9 protein-coding genes are annotated in these 16,660 nt (G+C 64.8%); 8 read left to right on the forward strand and 1 reads right to left on the reverse strand.

From position 1 onward, the window contains the following. Window positions 1-59 precede the first annotated feature (59 nt). The 6 genes from hrpB to BUA26_RS17020 all read left to right on the forward strand — a co-directional run bounded on the left by hrpB (window position 60) and on the right by BUA26_RS17020 (window position 11,658). The gene (gene hrpB, locus BUA26_RS16995; RefSeq protein ID WP_072762081.1) at window positions 60-2,585 is read left to right on the forward strand and encodes an ATP-dependent helicase HrpB; all 2,526 of its coding nucleotides are present in this window, start codon (window positions 60-62) and stop codon (window positions 2,583-2,585) included. A gap of 141 nt (window positions 2,586-2,726) precedes the next feature. Then, a complete protein-coding gene (locus tag BUA26_RS17000; RefSeq protein ID WP_255368403.1) occupies window positions 2,727-5,342 on the forward strand; it encodes a bifunctional diguanylate cyclase/phosphodiesterase in 2,616 nt (871 codons plus the stop codon). A gap of 95 nt (window positions 5,343-5,437) precedes the next feature. Beyond that, entirely contained in the window at window positions 5,438-6,124 is a 687-nt protein-coding gene (locus BUA26_RS17005) for an ArsR/SmtB family transcription factor (protein WP_072762083.1), read from the forward strand. Window positions 6,125-6,662: 538 nt separating this feature from the next. After that, window positions 6,663-8,495 carry a PKD domain-containing protein gene (locus BUA26_RS19925; protein ID WP_083573059.1) on the forward strand — a complete coding sequence of 611 codons (1,833 nt, stop codon included), beginning with the start codon at window positions 6,663-6,665 and terminating at the stop codon, window positions 8,493-8,495. Between the two features lie 626 nt (window positions 8,496-9,121). Continuing rightward, the gene (locus BUA26_RS17015) at window positions 9,122-10,195 is read left to right on the forward strand and encodes a hypothetical protein (protein ID WP_072762084.1); all 1,074 of its coding nucleotides are present in this window, start codon (window positions 9,122-9,124) and stop codon (window positions 10,193-10,195) included. Between the two features lie 227 nt (window positions 10,196-10,422). Continuing rightward, on the forward strand, window positions 10,423-11,658 hold the full coding sequence (locus tag BUA26_RS17020) for a TIGR03862 family flavoprotein (RefSeq protein WP_072762085.1): 1,236 nt from the start codon (window positions 10,423-10,425) through the stop codon (window positions 11,656-11,658). Window positions 11,659-11,673: 15 nt separating this feature from the next. On the opposite strand, the gene BUA26_RS17025 is transcribed toward BUA26_RS17020, so the two are convergent. Further along, window positions 11,674-12,636: a LysR substrate-binding domain-containing protein gene (locus tag BUA26_RS17025; protein ID WP_072762245.1), complete on the reverse strand. Its 963-nt coding sequence runs from the start codon at window positions 12,634-12,636 to the stop codon at window positions 11,674-11,676. A gap of 252 nt (window positions 12,637-12,888) precedes the next feature. Between BUA26_RS17025 and BUA26_RS17030 the strand changes: the two genes are divergently transcribed. After that, the gene (locus tag BUA26_RS17030) at window positions 12,889-14,028 is read left to right on the forward strand and encodes a DmsE family decaheme c-type cytochrome (RefSeq protein ID WP_072762086.1); all 1,140 of its coding nucleotides are present in this window, start codon (window positions 12,889-12,891) and stop codon (window positions 14,026-14,028) included. A 12-nt stretch (window positions 14,029-14,040) separates the two neighbouring features. Continuing rightward, window positions 14,041-16,656 (forward strand): MtrB/PioB family outer membrane beta-barrel protein, encoded by a 2,616-nt coding sequence (locus BUA26_RS17035; RefSeq protein WP_072762087.1) that lies wholly within the window; start codon window positions 14,041-14,043, stop codon window positions 16,654-16,656. Window positions 16,657-16,660: the final 4 nt, after the last annotated feature.

A 16,660-nucleotide genomic window follows, 5' to 3' on the forward strand; every position in this document is an offset into this window, starting at 1 on the left:
CTGAGAGTTTGCCGCGGGCGACCGTACAGGCCGCCCGCGGCTCGTTATCATCGGCGCGGATGACTGCATCTCCGCCGATATTTCCCATTACGCCGCTGTTGCCGCAGATCCGCGCATCGCTTATCGCGCATCCGCGGCTGGTACTGGAGGCGCCGCCTGGCGCCGGCAAAACCACCCAGGTGCCGCTGGCCTTGCTCGACGCGGCGTGGCTGGCGGGGCGGAAGATCGTAATGCTGGAGCCGCGCCGCATCGCCGCACGCGCCGCCGCGCAATTCATGGCGCAGCAACTCGGCGAAGCGGTAGGCCAGACCGTCGGCTACCGCATCCGCTTCGAATCGAAGGTGAGCGCGGCGACCCGGATCGAGGTGGTCACCGAAGGCATCCTGACCCGGCTGATCCAGCACGATCCGGAACTGAGCGGCATCGGTGCGATCGTGTTCGACGAATTTCACGAGCGCCATCTGGCCGGCGATCTTGGTGCTGTGCTGGCGCTGGACGTGCAGGCCACGCTGCACCCCGAACTGCGCCTGCTGGTGATGTCGGCCACGCTGGATGGCGAGCGCATTGCGCAATGGCTGGATGCGCCGCGCATTTCCAGCCCCGGGCGCAGTTTTCCGGTGCGCATCGAGCATCCGCCCGCCCGCACGCAGGAAAGCATCGAGCATCATCTGGCCCGCATCGTGCGGCAGGCACTGGAGGAAAACGACGGCGACGTGCTGGCGTTCCTGCCCGGCCGGCGCGAGATTGCGCGTGCGCAGACCGTGCTGGCGCAGACGCTGACGCGTGACGACGTCGAAGTGCTTGCCCTGCACGGCGAACTCTCGCTGGCCGAACAGCAGGCCGCGCTGGCACCGGCCGAGCCAGGCACGAGACGTGTCGTGCTGGCGACCAACGTGGCCGAGTCCAGCATCACCTTGCCGGGCATACGTGCGGTGATCGATGCCGGCCTCGCGCGCGAGCCGCGCTTCGATCCGAACTCCGGCTTCACCCGTTTGGAGACCGTCAGTATCTCGCAGGCTTCGGCCGACCAGCGTGCTGGCCGCGCAGGCCGCGTGGCGGCGGGCACGGCGTATCGGTTATGGCCGCAAAGCAAGCGACTGGAACCGGCGCGCAGCGCGGAAATCGCCCAGGCCGAATTGTCCGCGCTGGCGCTGGAATTGGCCGCCTGGGGTGTTCCACCCGACGGCATCGCCGCGATGCGCTGGCTGGATCCGCCGCCGACCGGTGCGCTGGCGCAGGCACGCGAGCTGCTCACGCGACTCGGGGCACTGGGCGCCGATGGCCGCATCACCGCGTTGGGCCGGGGCATGTTGGAGCTGGGCGCCGCTCCGCGGCTGGCCGCGGCGGCATGGCGTGCGCCGGTCGAGCTGCGTGCGTTGATCGCCGATCTGCTGGCGTTGATGGAAGCCCGCTCGCCGCTGCGTGGCGAACAGGCGCGCAGCGATGATTTCCGGGTGCGGGTGGCGGCCTTGCATGCGTGGCGCGATCGTCGCGGCAGCACCGCGCGTGGCGAGGTGGACGCCGGCGCGCTGGCGGCGATCGAGCAGGCCAGCAAGGGCTGGCGCCGGCGTCTTGAGATGCGTACCGCGGCCAGCGGCATGCCGGACAGCCACAGTGTGGGCGAGCTGCTACTGCACGCGTTCCCCGACAGAGTCGCGCGCCGCGACGACAGCAATCCATTGCGCTACACGCTGGCCAATGGCCGCGGTGCGCGTCTGCACGAAAACACCGCCTTGCACGGCGAGCCGTGGCTGGTCGCGCTGGATATCCGCCACGAGGCGCGCGACAGCCTGATCCTGGCCGCCGCGCCGCTCGATCCACGCGTGCTGGAACGCGACTATCCAGCCCAGTTCAGGCGCGAACGCACGCTGCGCTGGAACGCCGAACGCGCCGCGGTCGAGGCGTTCGACGAACGGCGCTTCGGCGCCATCGTGCTGGAGCGGCGCAGTGTGCCGGTGCAGCCGCAGGATGCGTTGTCGGCCCTGCTCGCTGCGGTGCGCGCCAGCGGGATCGGCGTACTTCCCTGGAGCGAGCATGCGCGACGCTTGCGGGCGCGCATGCAGGCGCTGCGTGCATGGATGCCTGAGCTGGGTCTGCCCGATGTTTCCGATGCCGCGCTACTGGCCTCGCTGGATGACTGGCTGGCGCCGTATCTGGATGGCAAGCACCGGCTCGATGCGTTGAGCGCGGAAGAACTGTCGCAGGCGCTGACGGCATTGTTCGACTACGAGCAGCGTCGCCTGCTCGATGCGCAGGCGCCGGAAAGTCTCCTGGTGCCCAGCGGCCAGAGCCGACGTCTCGAATACGCCGAAGGCGAGCCGCCGGTGCTGGCGGTGAAGCTGCAGGAACTGTTCGGTCTCGCCGATACCCCACGCGTCGGCAGTGGCCGCATTCCGGTCACGTTGCATCTGCTCTCGCCGGCGGGCCGGCCGATCCAGGTAACTCAGGACCTGAAAGGCTTCTGGGAGCGCACCTATCCGGAAGTGAAGAAGGAACTGAAAGGACGTTATCCGCGCCATCCGTGGCCGGACGATCCGTGGACCGCCACGCCCACGCATCGCGCCAAGCCGCGTCTGCGCCATTGATCGCCTCGAACGCACGGACTGACCGGAAGCGTTACTTCGCGCACGCCATGGCCGCTGCATGGTTGTGTACCCTTGGTCGCAACGGTTTCGCCCGGGGGTACCTTGCCAGAGAAATCTGATTCCCATCATTCCGCGATTCCGGTGTCCTCGCCGCGCCATCTGACGGCGCTTCTGTGGAGTCTGCTGGCGCTGCTGACAGGACTGGCCGTGACGCTGGCCGTCCATGGCCAGCAGGTGCAGGCCCGGGAAGCGGAGCGAACCTTTGTCCGCAATGAGCTTGCCAACAAGAGCTATGCGGCGCTGCAGGCGAAGTTGCATTCGGCCGAGGCGCTGCTGCGTGCCGTGCAGACGCTTTTTCTTGTCTCGGCGGAAGTCACCCCGGCGGATTTCGGCACGCTCTATCTCAACATGCGCCCGCGCGAACAATTTCCCAGCCTGCTTGCGCTGGCGTATGCGCAACGCGAGGTACGGCCCGGCGGCGAGCATTACATAACCCGTTGGGTCAATCCGCTGACGGGGAACGAGGCGGTGGCAGGGCTCGACGTCGGTGCGCAGCCCCGAAATCTGGCTGCCCTGCTGGCTTCGCGCGACACCGATCAAGTCGCGCTTTCGGCGCCGTTCCGCCCGGTGCAGCAGGTCTCGTCCAATGCGCCGGACGACGGCATCACGATGCGGCTGCCGATCTTCAGTCCGGGCAATCCGCCGCGCACGGTCAACGAGCGGCGCGAACGCATGCGCGGCTCGATCGCGATGTCGTTTCGAGTGAGCCACCTGATCGGCGATGCCATCCCGGAGCAGTTGATCCGCGAGCTGCATGTGCGCATTACCGACGCCAGCGATCCGATAGCGCTGCCGCTGTTCGATTCGCATCCGGGCCCGGGCCCGGCCATCCCGGCAAGCGGCTACCGCTTCGAGCGCAGGCTCATCTATGGCGGCCGCATGTGGGACATCTCGATGCAGCCGTTGGACTCCGGTGCCACGCGGATCGCATGGAGCCAGTCCACCTTGCTCGCCGGCTCGCTGATGAGCGTATTGCTGGCGATGCTGGTTTTTTCCGTGGTCAGCACGCGCCAGCGGGCGCTCGATCTGGGTTGGCGGATGAGTCGCCGTTACCGCGAGAGCGAGGAGCGTTTTCGTGCGCTGAACGACCTTTTGCCGATGCTGGTGTTGCTGGCCGAGGTCGAGGGCGGACGGATCACCTACACAAACCGGGCTGCGCGCGATCGTCTCGGTGAACATGTGGGCGAACGGGATATGCCCGATCTGTTCGAGGATCAGTATCTGCGTACGTGGTTGCGCAGCGCGGATACCCGCGGCTGCAGCCGGTTCGAAGCGCAGCTGCGTATCGGCGACGGTGCCAGTTTCTGGGCCAGCGTGGCGATCTCGCGGATCGTGTTGAGCGGCCGCGACAAGCTGCTGGTGGTGGCGAACGACATCAGCGAGCAACGGCAACTGACCGAGCTGCTGAGTCACCAGGCCAGCCATGATGCCTTGACCGGGCTGTACAACCGGCGCGAGTTCGAGCGCCGGCTGCAGGCTGCGCTGACGCTGACCGACAGCGACACACCGCCCGCGGTCCTGCTGTATCTCGACCTCGACCAGTTCAAGCTGGTCAATGACACTTCCGGCCATCTGGCCGGCGATCAGCTGCTGGCGCAGCTGGCCATCGTCGTGGGCAGGCAGCTGGCCAGCACCGACGTGCTGGCGCGTCTGGGCGGCGACGAGTTCGGTGTGTTGATCGCCGATGTGGCCGATCGCGCCGCCGCCGAAGAGATAGCCGAACGCGTGCGCCGTAGCATCGACGGCTACATATTCATCTGGGAGCGGCGCAGCTACACCGTCAGCGCCAGCATCGGCGGCGTGATGATCGATCGTCCGGACATCCTGGTGAAGGACCTGCTCACGCAGGCCGATACCGCCTGCTACATGGCCAAGGAAGTGGGCCGCAACCGGGTGCATTTCTATTCCGAACGCGACGACGAAACCCTGCGGCGCCACGGCGAGATGGAATGGGCCAACCGGCTGCGCTGGGCGGTCGACGAGCATCGCCTGGTGCTGATGTACCAGGAAATCTGGCTGCTGCCGCTGACCTCCGGTGGTGAGGCCGGGATCGAGATGCTGCTGCGGTTCCGCGACGAGTCCGGTCAGTTGGTGGTGCCGGGCGTGTTCATGCCGGCGGCCGAGCGCTACGGCATGATGCCGGTGGTGGATCGCTGGGTGGTCGAAACTACGCTGGCCAACTTCGACCGCTTGCATCCGGCCGGCGCCGAGCTGCGCATGGTGGCGATCAACCTCTCCGGTGCCAGTCTCGAGGATGAGGCGCTGGCGGGGTTGATCATCCGCTGGCTGCGGCAGTATCGGGTCGAGCCGTCGAGGGTCTGCTTCGAGATCACCGAGACCGTGGCGGTGCGAAATCTGTCGCAGGTAGTTCGCTTCATGGAGCAATTGCGCGCCGCGGGCTGCCGCATTGCACTGGATGATTTCGGCGCAGGCATGTCCTCGTTCACTTATTTGAAGAACCTGCCGCTGGACATCATCAAGATCGACGGCAGCTTCGTGCGCGACATGCTCAGTGATCCGGTCAGCCACCTGATGGTCAGGGCCGTCACCGACATCGGCCATCGGCTCGGCCTTGAAGTGGTCGCCGAATGGGTGACCGACCTGGAAACGGTGCAGGCGCTGACGGTGCTTGGAGTCAATTGCGTGCAGGGCTTCAGCCTGCACCATCCCGAACTGGCCGTGTTCCAGAGCGATTGAAAACACCACCGGCATGGCCGCCCACGCTGCGAGTTGCCGCGGATGTTTCGTCGGCCGCCGCAACGTGCACATGTCGGCCTCGCTAGACTGCAGGCATGGACGATACCGCACCCCTCAATCGGTACCAGCTGGCCGAGCTAGGCAGCCTGTTGGCCGAGCCGGCGCGCGCCGCCATGCTGCTGGCGCTGGTCGACGGCACGTCCCGCCCGGCCGGTGAGCTGGCCCATGCGGCCGGCGTCACACCGGCCACCGCCAGCGCGCATCTGCGCCGGTTGCTCTATGGCGGCCTGTTGGCGGCGTACGCGCAGGGTCGTCATCGCTACTATCGGCTGGCCGATGAGCGGGTCGCCGCGATGCTGGAATCGCTGTCGCTGGCACGTGCAACCGCGCCACGGCCGCTGCCGACCCGGGCCGATGCGAAGCTGAGGCGGGCGCGTTGCTGTTATCGGCATCTGGCCGGAACGCTGGGCGTTGCCTTCTGCGCCACCTTGCTGCGGCGCGACTGGCTGCAGACCGGATCGCGCGGCCTGTTCCTGCAGCCGGACGGTGCGGAAGCACTGGCCGCCACCGGGCTGGAACTGACCGATGTCTCGCAGCTGTTTGGCCGGAGCTGCCTGGACTGGACCGAACGCCGCATGCACCTGGGTGGCCCGCTCGGGGTGATGCTGACCTCGGCGATGCTGCAAGCCGGCTGGTTGCGCCCGCTGCCGCATAGCCGCGTCCTGCAACCCAGCGCTGGTGGCCTGCGCCAGCTTGGCATCCTGGGCGTACCGCTCGATTGACGTTGTCTACGGGTGTGCGGAGAGAAATGGACGTCCAGGCGTCCATATGCGGAAAAGCTCGTTACGTATTTATTCGCACGTAATCGTTTTCTTTTTTCCGGATATAGATCCATCGCGCCGTACATTAATGTTTGGAAGCATCAGCAGCATTAATTATTAAATCGCAAGATTTTAAAGAAAGATACGCAAAATAATGCGCAAATCAGGCAATTACTAAAATTGCGACCGTAATCACATAGGATTAATTCCGGGTTGACACCCACTACCCGCACCACTAGTTTCCACCCGTCCGTCGTGGGGATACATCAGGCGGATGGTTCCGTAACAGCATATGGATCGGGGGATCCATGCGCCGTTCAAGCAGTGGCTCGATGCCGTCCTCTAGGCAAGACAGGGGGAGCGACGGTTCACCGGGTATCGCGGAATCGCAAGGCAATTGATCGAAATACCAGAGTCGTGCGAGGGCGCGACATGTCATTGCCACGGGGTCTGGGCGGCCGTGTTAGGCCCGCTCGTCCTCATTTCGGGGAACACATTCATGAAGCATAAGTTTTTATTGAGCACTCTTGCAGCTTGCACGTTGCTCGGCATTGCCGCAGCGCCGGTGTCCGCTTCGGAGACCAACCCGTATTCGCCGGCCAACGGCCACGCCTATCGTCACGGTGTGCTGCCGACCCGCGATGTATTGAACAAGATGAACCATTGGAAGGCCCAGCACGCGCTGACCTCACAGACGGCGGCCACCGGCATCGAAACGCTGAGCTACGGCGGTGCCCTGGACAGCGTGGGTGTGATGAGCGGCAAGGTGAAGGTCTACGTCGTGTACTACGGCACCCAGTGGGGCACGCGCTCGACCAATAGCTCGGGCGACTCCGTGTTCACTGGCGACTCCAGTGGGGCCGCGGCGAAGGCCGAGGAAATGTTCAAGGGTATCGGTACCAACAGCGAACTGTGGTCGGCCGACCTGACCCAGTGGTGCGACGGTCCCAATGTCACCAGCGGCGCCACCAGCTGCCCGTCGAACGCCAACTTCGTGCCTTACCAGAGCGGCGGCACGCTTGCCGGCGTCTGGTACGACAACACCAAAGCGTCGCCCGCCACCGCCACGCAAGCCCAGTTGGCTGCCGAGGCGGTTTCCGCCGCGGCTCACTTCGGCAACACCGCGGCGGGTTCGAACCGCTACACCTACTACATCATCATGTCGCCGCACGGCACCAACCCGGACAGCTACCAGGGTTCGTACTGCGCATGGCATGACTACACCACTTCGTCCTATGGCGATATCGCGTACAGCAACCAGCCGTACAACATTGATTCGGGCCAGGGCTGCGGCGTGAACTTCGTCAACTCGGGCAGCGCCGGTACGCTGGATGGCTGGACCATGACACTCGGCCACGAGTGGCACGAAATGATGTCGGATACGTATCCGGCAGGCGGCTGGACCAACCATACCGGCAATGCGACCTACAACGGCCAGGAAAACTCCGACGAGTGCGCCTGGATCGCGGCGGGTTCACCCGGCGGTGCGGCCAACATCACGTTCGCCACCGGCACGTTTACCGAGCAGGCCAGCTGGTCCAACGACACCAACGCTTGTGCGATCTCGCACCCGATCGTGGGTGGTGGCACCGGTGGCGGCACGCCGGTCGCGAACTTCACTGACACGATCAGCGGCTTGACGGTGAACTTCACCGACAGCTCCACCGATACCGGCGGTACCATTTCGTCGCATGCGTGGACGTTCGGCGACGGCGGCACTTCGACGGCCACCAGCCCGAGCCACACCTATGCGGCAGCCGGCACCTACAGCGTGACCGAAACGGTGACCGACAGCGTCAGCGGCGCGACCAACTCCAAGACGGCATCGGTGACGGTCTCCGGCGGTGGTGGTGGTTCGTCGCAGTTGCTCGGCAACACCGGCTTCGAAAGCGGCACTGCCTCGCCGTGGTCGATGAGCTCCGGCGTGCTGTGCAGCAACAGCACCTGCTCGGGCGAAGTCGCCCATGCCGGCACCTGGTTCGCATGGCTGGATGGCTACGGTTCTGCGCACACCGATACGGTGTCGCAGTCGGTGGCTATTCCGAGCGGCAAGACCTCGGCCACTCTGTCGTACGCTCTGCATATCGACACAGCAGAGACCGGCTCGACGGCGTATGACAAGTTGAACGTGCAGGTCCTGAACAGCTCGGGCACCGTGCTCGCGACCTTGGCGACCTACTCGAACGTCAACGCCGCCAGTGGTTACACCGTGCATACCGCGAACCTTGCCGCGTACATCGGCCAGACGGTGACGATCAAGTTCACTGGTACGGAAGATTCGTCGCTGCAGACCTCGTTCGTGCTGGACGATGTCACGCTGACCGTGCAGTAAGCCACACCGACGGCAGCGGCCTCGCGCGGCTGCCGTCAACGGTTCAGGGATCAGGGATGCGCAAGTCGCGTCTCCGGTTTCGACCAAGGAAGTACTCCGGCCCGATCGGCAACGATCGGGCTTTTTTTGCGCGTGTGCTGCAGCGACAGAAGCAGGCCGACAGGCGTAGACAGGGATAAGAATTCTTCTACCGTCGGATAATCTGAGGATTGACGAATGCAGTAGATCGATTCGCTAGCACGCATTAATGTGTTGATTCGATTTTATCGCAAGATAATACGATTTGCGCAATGTCACATTATCTGTGTTCCGTAATCGTCTAGGACTAATTCCAGGTTGACAGCCATTACCAAACGCCACTAGTTTCCACCGGTCCGTCGCGGGGAAACATGGGGCGGATGGTTCCGTAGCGGCGTCGTGGATCGGGGGATCCATGCGCCGTTCAAGCAATGACTCGACACTGTCCTCTAGGCAAGACAGGGGGAGTGATGGTTTATCGGGTATCGCGGAATCGCAAGGCAAATGATTGAACTACGAGAGTCGTGCGAGGGGCACGACATGTCATTGCCACGAGGTCTGGGCGGCCGTTTTAGGTCCGCTCGTCCTCATTTCGGGGAAATCAATTCATGAAGTCCAATTTTCTGTTGAACACTGTTGCCGCCTGCGCCTTGCTCGGCTTTGCCGCCGCGCCGGCGTTCGCTTCAACTTCGGAGACCAACCCGTATTCGCCGGCCAACGGTCACGCGTACCGTCACGGTGTGCTGCCGACCCGCGACGTGCTGAACCAGATGAACCACTGGACGGCTTCGCATGCGGTTACCGCGGTCAATGCGCTTACCGGTGCGAACACGCTGATCTACGGTGGCGGCACCAGCGGCGTGGGCGTGATGGACAGCCACGTGAAGGTCTACATCGTGTACTACGGCAACCAGTGGGGCACGCGCACCACCAATGCCAAGGGCGACTCCGTGTTCACCGGCGACGCCGACGGCGCCGCGGCGGTGGCTGAGGAAATGTTCAAGGGGATCGGTACCGGCAGCGAGCTGTGGTCGGCGGATCTGACCCAGTGGTGCGACGGCCCCAACGTCGCCACGGGCGCGACCAGCTGCCCGTCGACTGCCAGCTTCGTGCCGTACCAGACCGGCGGAACCCTGGCCGGCGTGTGGTACGACAACTCCAAGGCCTCGCCTCGCGCCGCCACGCAAGCCCAGTTGGCTGCCGAAGCGGTCGCTGCCGCGGCGCACTTCGGCAACACCGCGCCAGGCTCGAACCGCTACACCTACTACATCATCGCGTCGCCGCACGGCACCAACCCGGACAGGTACCAGCGTCAATACTGCGCATGGCACGACTACACCACCTCGTCCTACGGCAACCTCGCATACAGCAATCAGCCGTACAACATGGACTCCGGCGCCGGCTGCGGTGTGAACTTCGTCAACTCGGGCAGCGCCGGTACGCTGGACGGCTGGACCATGACGCTCGGTCACGAGTGGCACGAAATGATGTCGGATACGTATCCGGCCGGTGGCTGGACCGCCAGCAGCGGCCAGGAAAACTCCGATGAGTGCGCCTGGATCGCGGCGGGCTCACCCGGCGGTGCGGCCAACATCACGATGGGCACCGGCACGTTCACCGAGCAGGCCAGCTGGTCCAACGACACCAACTCGTGCGCGATCTCGCACGCGATACTCCACTAATAAGTGGCGAGAGCTTGGCACGGTAAAAAGACGGAATCGATGGCTGTAAAACGGCATTGATGACAGTCTCCAGCAGTAAGTAACCCCGGCGGCAGCCGCTTAGCGCGGCTGCCGCCTCGGTTATTCGAAATGCCCAGAACCGCATCTCAGGTTTCACAGCAGAAATCCTCCGGCCCGATCGGCAACGATCGGGCTTTTTCATGCGGGCGGCATGCGACCATGCACGGATGACTTCGACAACACCTCCTCGACTGGCGATCATCGGCGGCGGCCCAGCGGGCCTGATGGCAGCCGAAGCGGCGTGCGCGGCGGGCGTGGCCGTCGACCTGTACGACACGATGGGTTCGGTCGGACGAAAATTCCTGCTGGCCGGCAAGGGTGGGCTCAACCTGACTCACAGCGAGCCGTTGGCGCGTTTTGTCGAACGCTACGGTGCGCGCCGCACGGAGATCCGGCACTGGCTCGACGCGTTCGATGCGGATGCGCTGCGCGCATGGGCGCGCGGGCTCAGCGTGGAAACCTTTGCCGGCAGTTCCGGGCGGGTATTTCCGGTCGATCTGAAGGCGGCACCGTTGCTGCGTGGCTGGCTGCGCCGCTTGCGCGAGTCCGGCGTGACGTTTCACATGCATCATCGCTGGCTGGGCTGGCAGGCGCATGACACCTTGCATTTCGCCACGCCACAGGGCGCGCGCGCGGTGCCGGCCAAGGCGGTGATCCTTGCGCTAGGCGGTGCCAGTTGGCCGCAGCTCGGCTCCGATGGCGCCTGGATAAAACCGCTGCAGGAAGCGGGTGTCGACTTGGCACCGCTGCAACCGGCAAATTGCGGGTTTGACCTTGAATGGAGCGAACATCTGTCCAGCCGCTTCGGCGGTTCACCGCTCAAACCGGTGGTGGCGCACTGGGTCGATCGCCGCGGGGTGGCCCACGCGCGCCAAGGCGAATGCGTACTCAGCGAATACGGGATCGAGGGCAGTCTGATTTATGCGATCGGCGCGGAGCTGCGCGAACAGATTGCCGAACGTGGTGAGGCGACGCTGATGCTCGACCTGGTGCCCGGCTATACCGAATCGGCACTCGCCGATCGTCTCGCGGCACCGCGCGGCAAACACAGCATCGGCGACTGGCTGCGCCGTCGTGCCGGGCTGGATGCGGCGAAGTGCGCGCTGGTGTTCGAGCTGACCGACAAACCCACCCTGGCCGATCCGTCGGCGCTGGCGAAACGGCTCAAGGCGTTGCCGCTGCGGTTGCGCGCGCCGCGACCGGTGGCCGAAGCGATCAGCACCGCCGGTGGCGTACGGCTGGAGGCGCTGGATGAAAACCTGATGCTGCGTGGCCGTCCCGGCGTGTTCTGCGCCGGCGAGATGCTCGATTGGGAGGCTCCGACCGGTGGCTATCTGCTGACCGCATGTTTCGCCAGCGGCCTGATCGCCGGTCGCGGCGCGGCTCGCTGGTTGCGGACGTAAACGAACCGGCCTCAGTCAGCGGCCACGCTTTGCCGTGCGGGCCGGCTGCACATTTTCGGCGAGCACGCCCAGTTGCGTGCGACGCAGCACCTGCGGCATGTGTTGCCCCACGAAATCGATGAAGCTGCGCAGCGCCGGCGTGTGGCCGTGACGGGACGGATAGACCGCGTGCACGTTGCCCGACGGTAGCGACCACGCCGGCAGCAGCGGAATCAGCCGGCCTTTGGCGATCGGTTCGCGGCAGACGAACTGCGGCAGTTGCGCCGCGCCGATACCGCCGATCACGGCTTGATACAGCACCTGCAAATCGTCGCTGACCAGGCTGGGATGATGCTCGACCTGCTGGGCCCGTCCATCGCTGTCCCGCAGGTGCCAGAAATGCCGGCCCTCGGCGCTGATCACGCCCACACTCGAGAGCCGCTTGAGTTCCAGCGGCTGGGTCGGCTGGCCTTGACGCTGCAGCAAGTCGGGGCTGGCTACCAGTACCTGCGGATCCATGCCGTAGCTGCGCATGACCAGACTGGAATCCTTGACCGAATCGCGCACCCGGAACGCGATGTCGTAACCGCCGGCGATCACGTCCGCCTGATGATGGCAAATGTCCAGGTCGACCTGCACGTCGGGGTGCTGCTTCAGGAAATCGACCAGGACCGGCGCCAGCAGCAACTGCGCGAACAGCACCGGACACGCCACGCGGATGCGTCCCCGCGGAGTCGCCTGGGCATCGTCGATGACGCGTTGGGTCTGCGCGGCGGCGGCCAGCAGCAGCCGGCATTGCTCGTAGTAGCGCCGGCCGATCTCACTGACATGCGAACGCCGCGTGGTGCGCTGGATCAGACGCACACCCAGGCTCGCCTCCAGCCGGGCCACGCGGAAGCTCAGCTGTGACTTGGCCACGCCGAGCGCCTTGCTGGCGGCGGTGAAGGAACCCAGTTCCACCACCTGCACGAAATAGTCGATGTCGTTGAGGTCCTGCACGGCATGTCCTTGCGTCATATCCGGCAGGCTAGCGCAGCGCGCCGCAATGTCTTGCTGCAGCGCGCAATGTGGAGCTATTGTTCTTGTATCTTGGACATTAAACGCAAGGCGAAGGGCTTAATCCTTTGCGGTTTCGGGGTGAAGATTCCACATCGTGGCAAGGTTGGATGCGCTGGGAAAGGCGCGTACCGGAGCGGGGCGGTTCCAGCCTGTCGTCGTTGACTGTTCACGCTAGCCAAGGGGCTCCAAGCCATGCGTGCGATTTCATTGTTTCTTGCGATCCTGTTATGCATGGCATTGAGCATCGGTGGCATGTTGCTGGCTTCCAGAAGCGCACAGGCCCAGCAAGCGGCGGCGAGCAGCGCCAGCCCAGCGGATGCCGGGCACAGCCCGTCCAGCGGACTCAGCCAAAGCGACATCGCGAAGATGTTGCCAGCCACCGACATGGGCGCGAACGCGGCGCGGCAGAACAATCCGCATTTGCCGCCGGTAGACGACACTGCAGCCACGCCATTCGACGCCGCCTCGATTCCGCCCAACCCGCTGGCGCCGAATGCCGACGCGGTCGGTGCGAAGACTTGCGTGGCCTGCCACGCACAGGAAAACATGCAGGCCTCGCACAGCCTGCACGTCGCCTCGTTCCGCGCCGGTGCGGCGAACAGCGGCCCGCAGGCCGCGTGCGAAAGCTGCCACGGACCGGGCTCCGAGCACGCCAGGAACCCGACCGCGCCGGGTTCGATCATCGCGTTCACCCACGATGCGAAAACCCCGCCTCAAGTCCAGGCTGGCGTATGCCTGAGCTGCCACGCCGGCGGCGCGCGACAGCACTGGGTCGGTTCGATCCACCAGAACCGCGGGCTGTCCTGCACCGACTGCCATAACCCGATGGCGCGGCTGTCGCCCGAAGGCGTGCTGGCGAAATCGTCGATCAACGAGGTCTGCGCGACCTGCCACCAGGACATCCGCGCCAAGTTCAACCGCCGCTCGCACATGCCGCTGCCGGAAGGGCAGATGGCCTGCACCGATTGCCACAATCCGCACGGCAGCATCACCAAGCCGTTGCTGAAGACCGATACGGTCAACGAGACCTGCTACACCTGCCATGCCGAGAAACGCGGGCCGTTCCTGTTCGAGCATGCGCCGGTGCGCGCGAACTGCCTCAACTGCCATGACGTGCACGGCTCCAACCAGCAGGCCTTGCTGGTCGCGCCGGTTCCGATGCTGTGCCAGCAGTGCCACACCATGACGCTGCATCCGAACGATCTGCAGACCGCGGCCGGGCTCGGCACCGGCCCGCATCCGGACGAGCGGCTGATCGGGCGCGGCTGTCTGACCTGCCACAGCAATATCCACGGCTCCAACAATCCTTCCGGACCGAAGTTCCACAAGTGACGGAGGCGGACGATGCTTGCGCTGAAAGGAAATCGCACGACTCCGAAAGCCCTGGCTCTGGGCCTGCTGTGCGGAATATTCGGTACACAGGGCGTGCTGGCGAGTGATACCAGCGGCACCATGCGTGTGGGCGACATGCAGTTCGGCAATGCGCTCGACCTGCGCGGCTGGACACCGATGCTGCAGCCGGCCGATCCCGACGGCATGTCGTATCTGCATGCGGGCATGCTGCGCACGCCGACCGGCGCGCTGTATCCGTATCCGCCGATGGTCGATCCGGGCAAGCCGCTGGGCCAGGGCGACTGGACTTACACCGGGATGCTCGAACTCGGCTACCTGCATGTCGGCGGCGACCGCAACGCGGAATATTTCCGCCAATATGCGGATTGGCGCAGCGGTGCCGTGCTGGGCCTGCTAGCACTCAATGTCGACAATCGGAAAACCGGCGAATACGTCGAATTCCGCGGCAGCCACCTCAGCGGCGACGACCAGTTCTATCGCCTGCGCGGCGGACGCTACGGAAGTTACCGAATAGAAGCGTTCTACCGCGACATGCCGCATACCGTGTCGACCAGCGCCTACCCGATCTGGAATGGCATCGGCAGCACCGACCTGACCTTGCCTGCACCGCTGGTCGCCGGTGCCAGCACGCCGGCGCAGGTGGCCGCCGCATCGGCCGCCGCGCCCCGGCGCAATGTCGGGCTCACCCGCACACGCGAAGGGCTCAGCTATGAAGGCGTGCTGTATCGCAACTGGATAGGCTCCGCCTCCATCACCAACGAGAAGCGCACCGGCACCCGCCTGTGGGGCGGCTCGATGTTCTTCAACTACCCATTCCCCGACAACGGCGGCATTCTGGAAACGGTGCGGCCGATCGACTTCCGCACCACCGACATCAACCTCAGTGTGCGCAACGTCGGCAAGATCTGGCACTTCCTCGCCACCTACAACGGCTCGTTCTTCCGCGACCACAAGAATCACCTGAACTTCGAAAGTCCGTTCGCCTTGTCCAACCTGGCCGGCGTGCCGCAGGTGGCCGACATCAAGGACGGCCAGTTCTCGCTGGAGCCCGACAACGACTACCACAATGTGCGGCTGGATCTGTCGCGCGAGCTGAAGTGGAACGGCCAGTTCACCGTGGCCGGCGCGTGGGGCACGATGCGCCAGAACGATGCGCTGCTGCCACCGACCACCTGCACCGGCACCGGCGGCATCTTCATCGCGCCGCCGGCCGACTACACCTTCCAGTGCGCCAACTGGAACACCACCGCCGCGCTGTCGCAGAAGAGCGCGAATGCACGCATCGACACCGGCTTGTTCGATGCGCGGATTACCTTCCATCCCACGCCGGCGTTCGGCTGGCACGCCGGTTTGCGCTGGTATCGCGAAGACAACAAGACCCGCTACCTCGCCTACAACCCGCTCACCGGCCAGTACGGCTACATCTCCGAGAACGGCTCGCAGGGCAGCGTGGTGCCGGGCGAGACCGGCATCTTCGACCCGACCAACCCGCTGTACCGGTCGGCCAACGTCACCGTGCGCAACGTGCCGTTCGGCTATACCGACGCGATTCTCGAACTGGGCACCGACTGGCAACTCGGCCGCAAGACCTCGCTCGGCGTCACCTATACCTTCGACCACAACCTGCCGAAGTATCGCGAGCGCAAGCGCGTCGACGACCAGCGCATCAAGTTCGACTGGGTCAGTCGCGATGTTATCGGGGCCACTGTACGGTTGAGCTGGGAGTTCGCCAAACGCGACGGCGACAAGTACAACTACGATCCGTACGTGCAGTTCTTCTCCGAGTCGCTGCCTGGTTTCGTCGATCCGGCCACCGGCCTGCCGGCGCACACTGTCGCCGACATGCGCAAATACGACCTGTCCAATCGCACCGAGAGCAAGGCGCGCGCGATCGTCACCTATCCATGGGGCGATTCGGCCACGTTGTCGGCCACGTTCTACGGCAATCGCGACCGTTACGATGCGCTGATCGGCCGGCAGAACACCCAGACCACCGGCAGCACCGTGCAGTGGGACTGGCAACCGACGCCGGCGACCACGATGAATGCCTACCTCGGCGCGGAAAGCTCGCGCATGGGCATCTCCAACGTCAACGATGCGGACGGGCCGGACAACGGCAAAGCCTTGGGCACGATAGGCCAGACCGACCCCAATCTTGGCGGCCCGCTGTATCCGTACGCGAACCAGTGGTGGGAGTTCGACCGCGAGCGCAATCGCAATGCGGGCTTGAGCTTCAGCCACGATTTCGGTCGCGCGCGTGCCGACATCAGCTACAACTACACCGGCTCGCTCGGTCATGTCGGCTACACCTACGCCACCATCGGTGCGCTGGCTTATCGCGATGCCGCCGGCGTGGCCGCGGCCGGCGCCGGTTTTCCCGACAACAAGTACCGTACCAACACGCTGGACCTGGGCCTCAGCTTCCGCGTCAATCGCAATGTCGGCGTGCGCCTGTACGGCCGCTACGAGACCGGCGCATTCAGCGACTGGCATTACGCCGGGCTCGACAACACGCTCAGCTACGACCACCGCCTCTACACCGACAAGGGCGGCCAGCTGCACTACAACGTGAGCCTGGTCGGCGTCATGTTGAACCTGAAGTTGTGAGCGC

This window comes from Rhodanobacter sp. OK091 (assembly GCF_900142825.1).
Taxonomy (GTDB): domain Bacteria; phylum Pseudomonadota; class Gammaproteobacteria; order Xanthomonadales; family Rhodanobacteraceae; genus Rhodanobacter.

Excerpts from the sequence above, each read along its gene's own strand:
- BUA26_RS17030 (WP_072762086.1), top strand. The coding sequence starts at position 12,889 with ATGCGTGCGATTTCATTGTTTCTTGCGATCCTGTTATGCATGGCATTG.
- hrpB (WP_072762081.1), top strand. The coding sequence starts at position 60 with ATGACTGCATCTCCGCCGATATTTCCCATTACGCCGCTGTTGCCGCAG.
- BUA26_RS17035 (WP_072762087.1), top strand. The coding sequence starts at position 14,041 with ATGCTTGCGCTGAAAGGAAATCGCACGACTCCGAAAGCCCTGGCTCTG.
- BUA26_RS19925 (WP_083573059.1), top strand. The coding sequence starts at position 6,663 with ATGAAGCATAAGTTTTTATTGAGCACTCTTGCAGCTTGCACGTTGCTC.
- BUA26_RS17015 (WP_072762084.1), top strand. The coding sequence starts at position 9,122 with ATGAAGTCCAATTTTCTGTTGAACACTGTTGCCGCCTGCGCCTTGCTC.
- BUA26_RS17005 (WP_072762083.1), top strand. The coding sequence starts at position 5,438 with ATGGACGATACCGCACCCCTCAATCGGTACCAGCTGGCCGAGCTAGGC.
- BUA26_RS17020 (WP_072762085.1), top strand. The coding sequence starts at position 10,423 with ATGACTTCGACAACACCTCCTCGACTGGCGATCATCGGCGGCGGCCCA.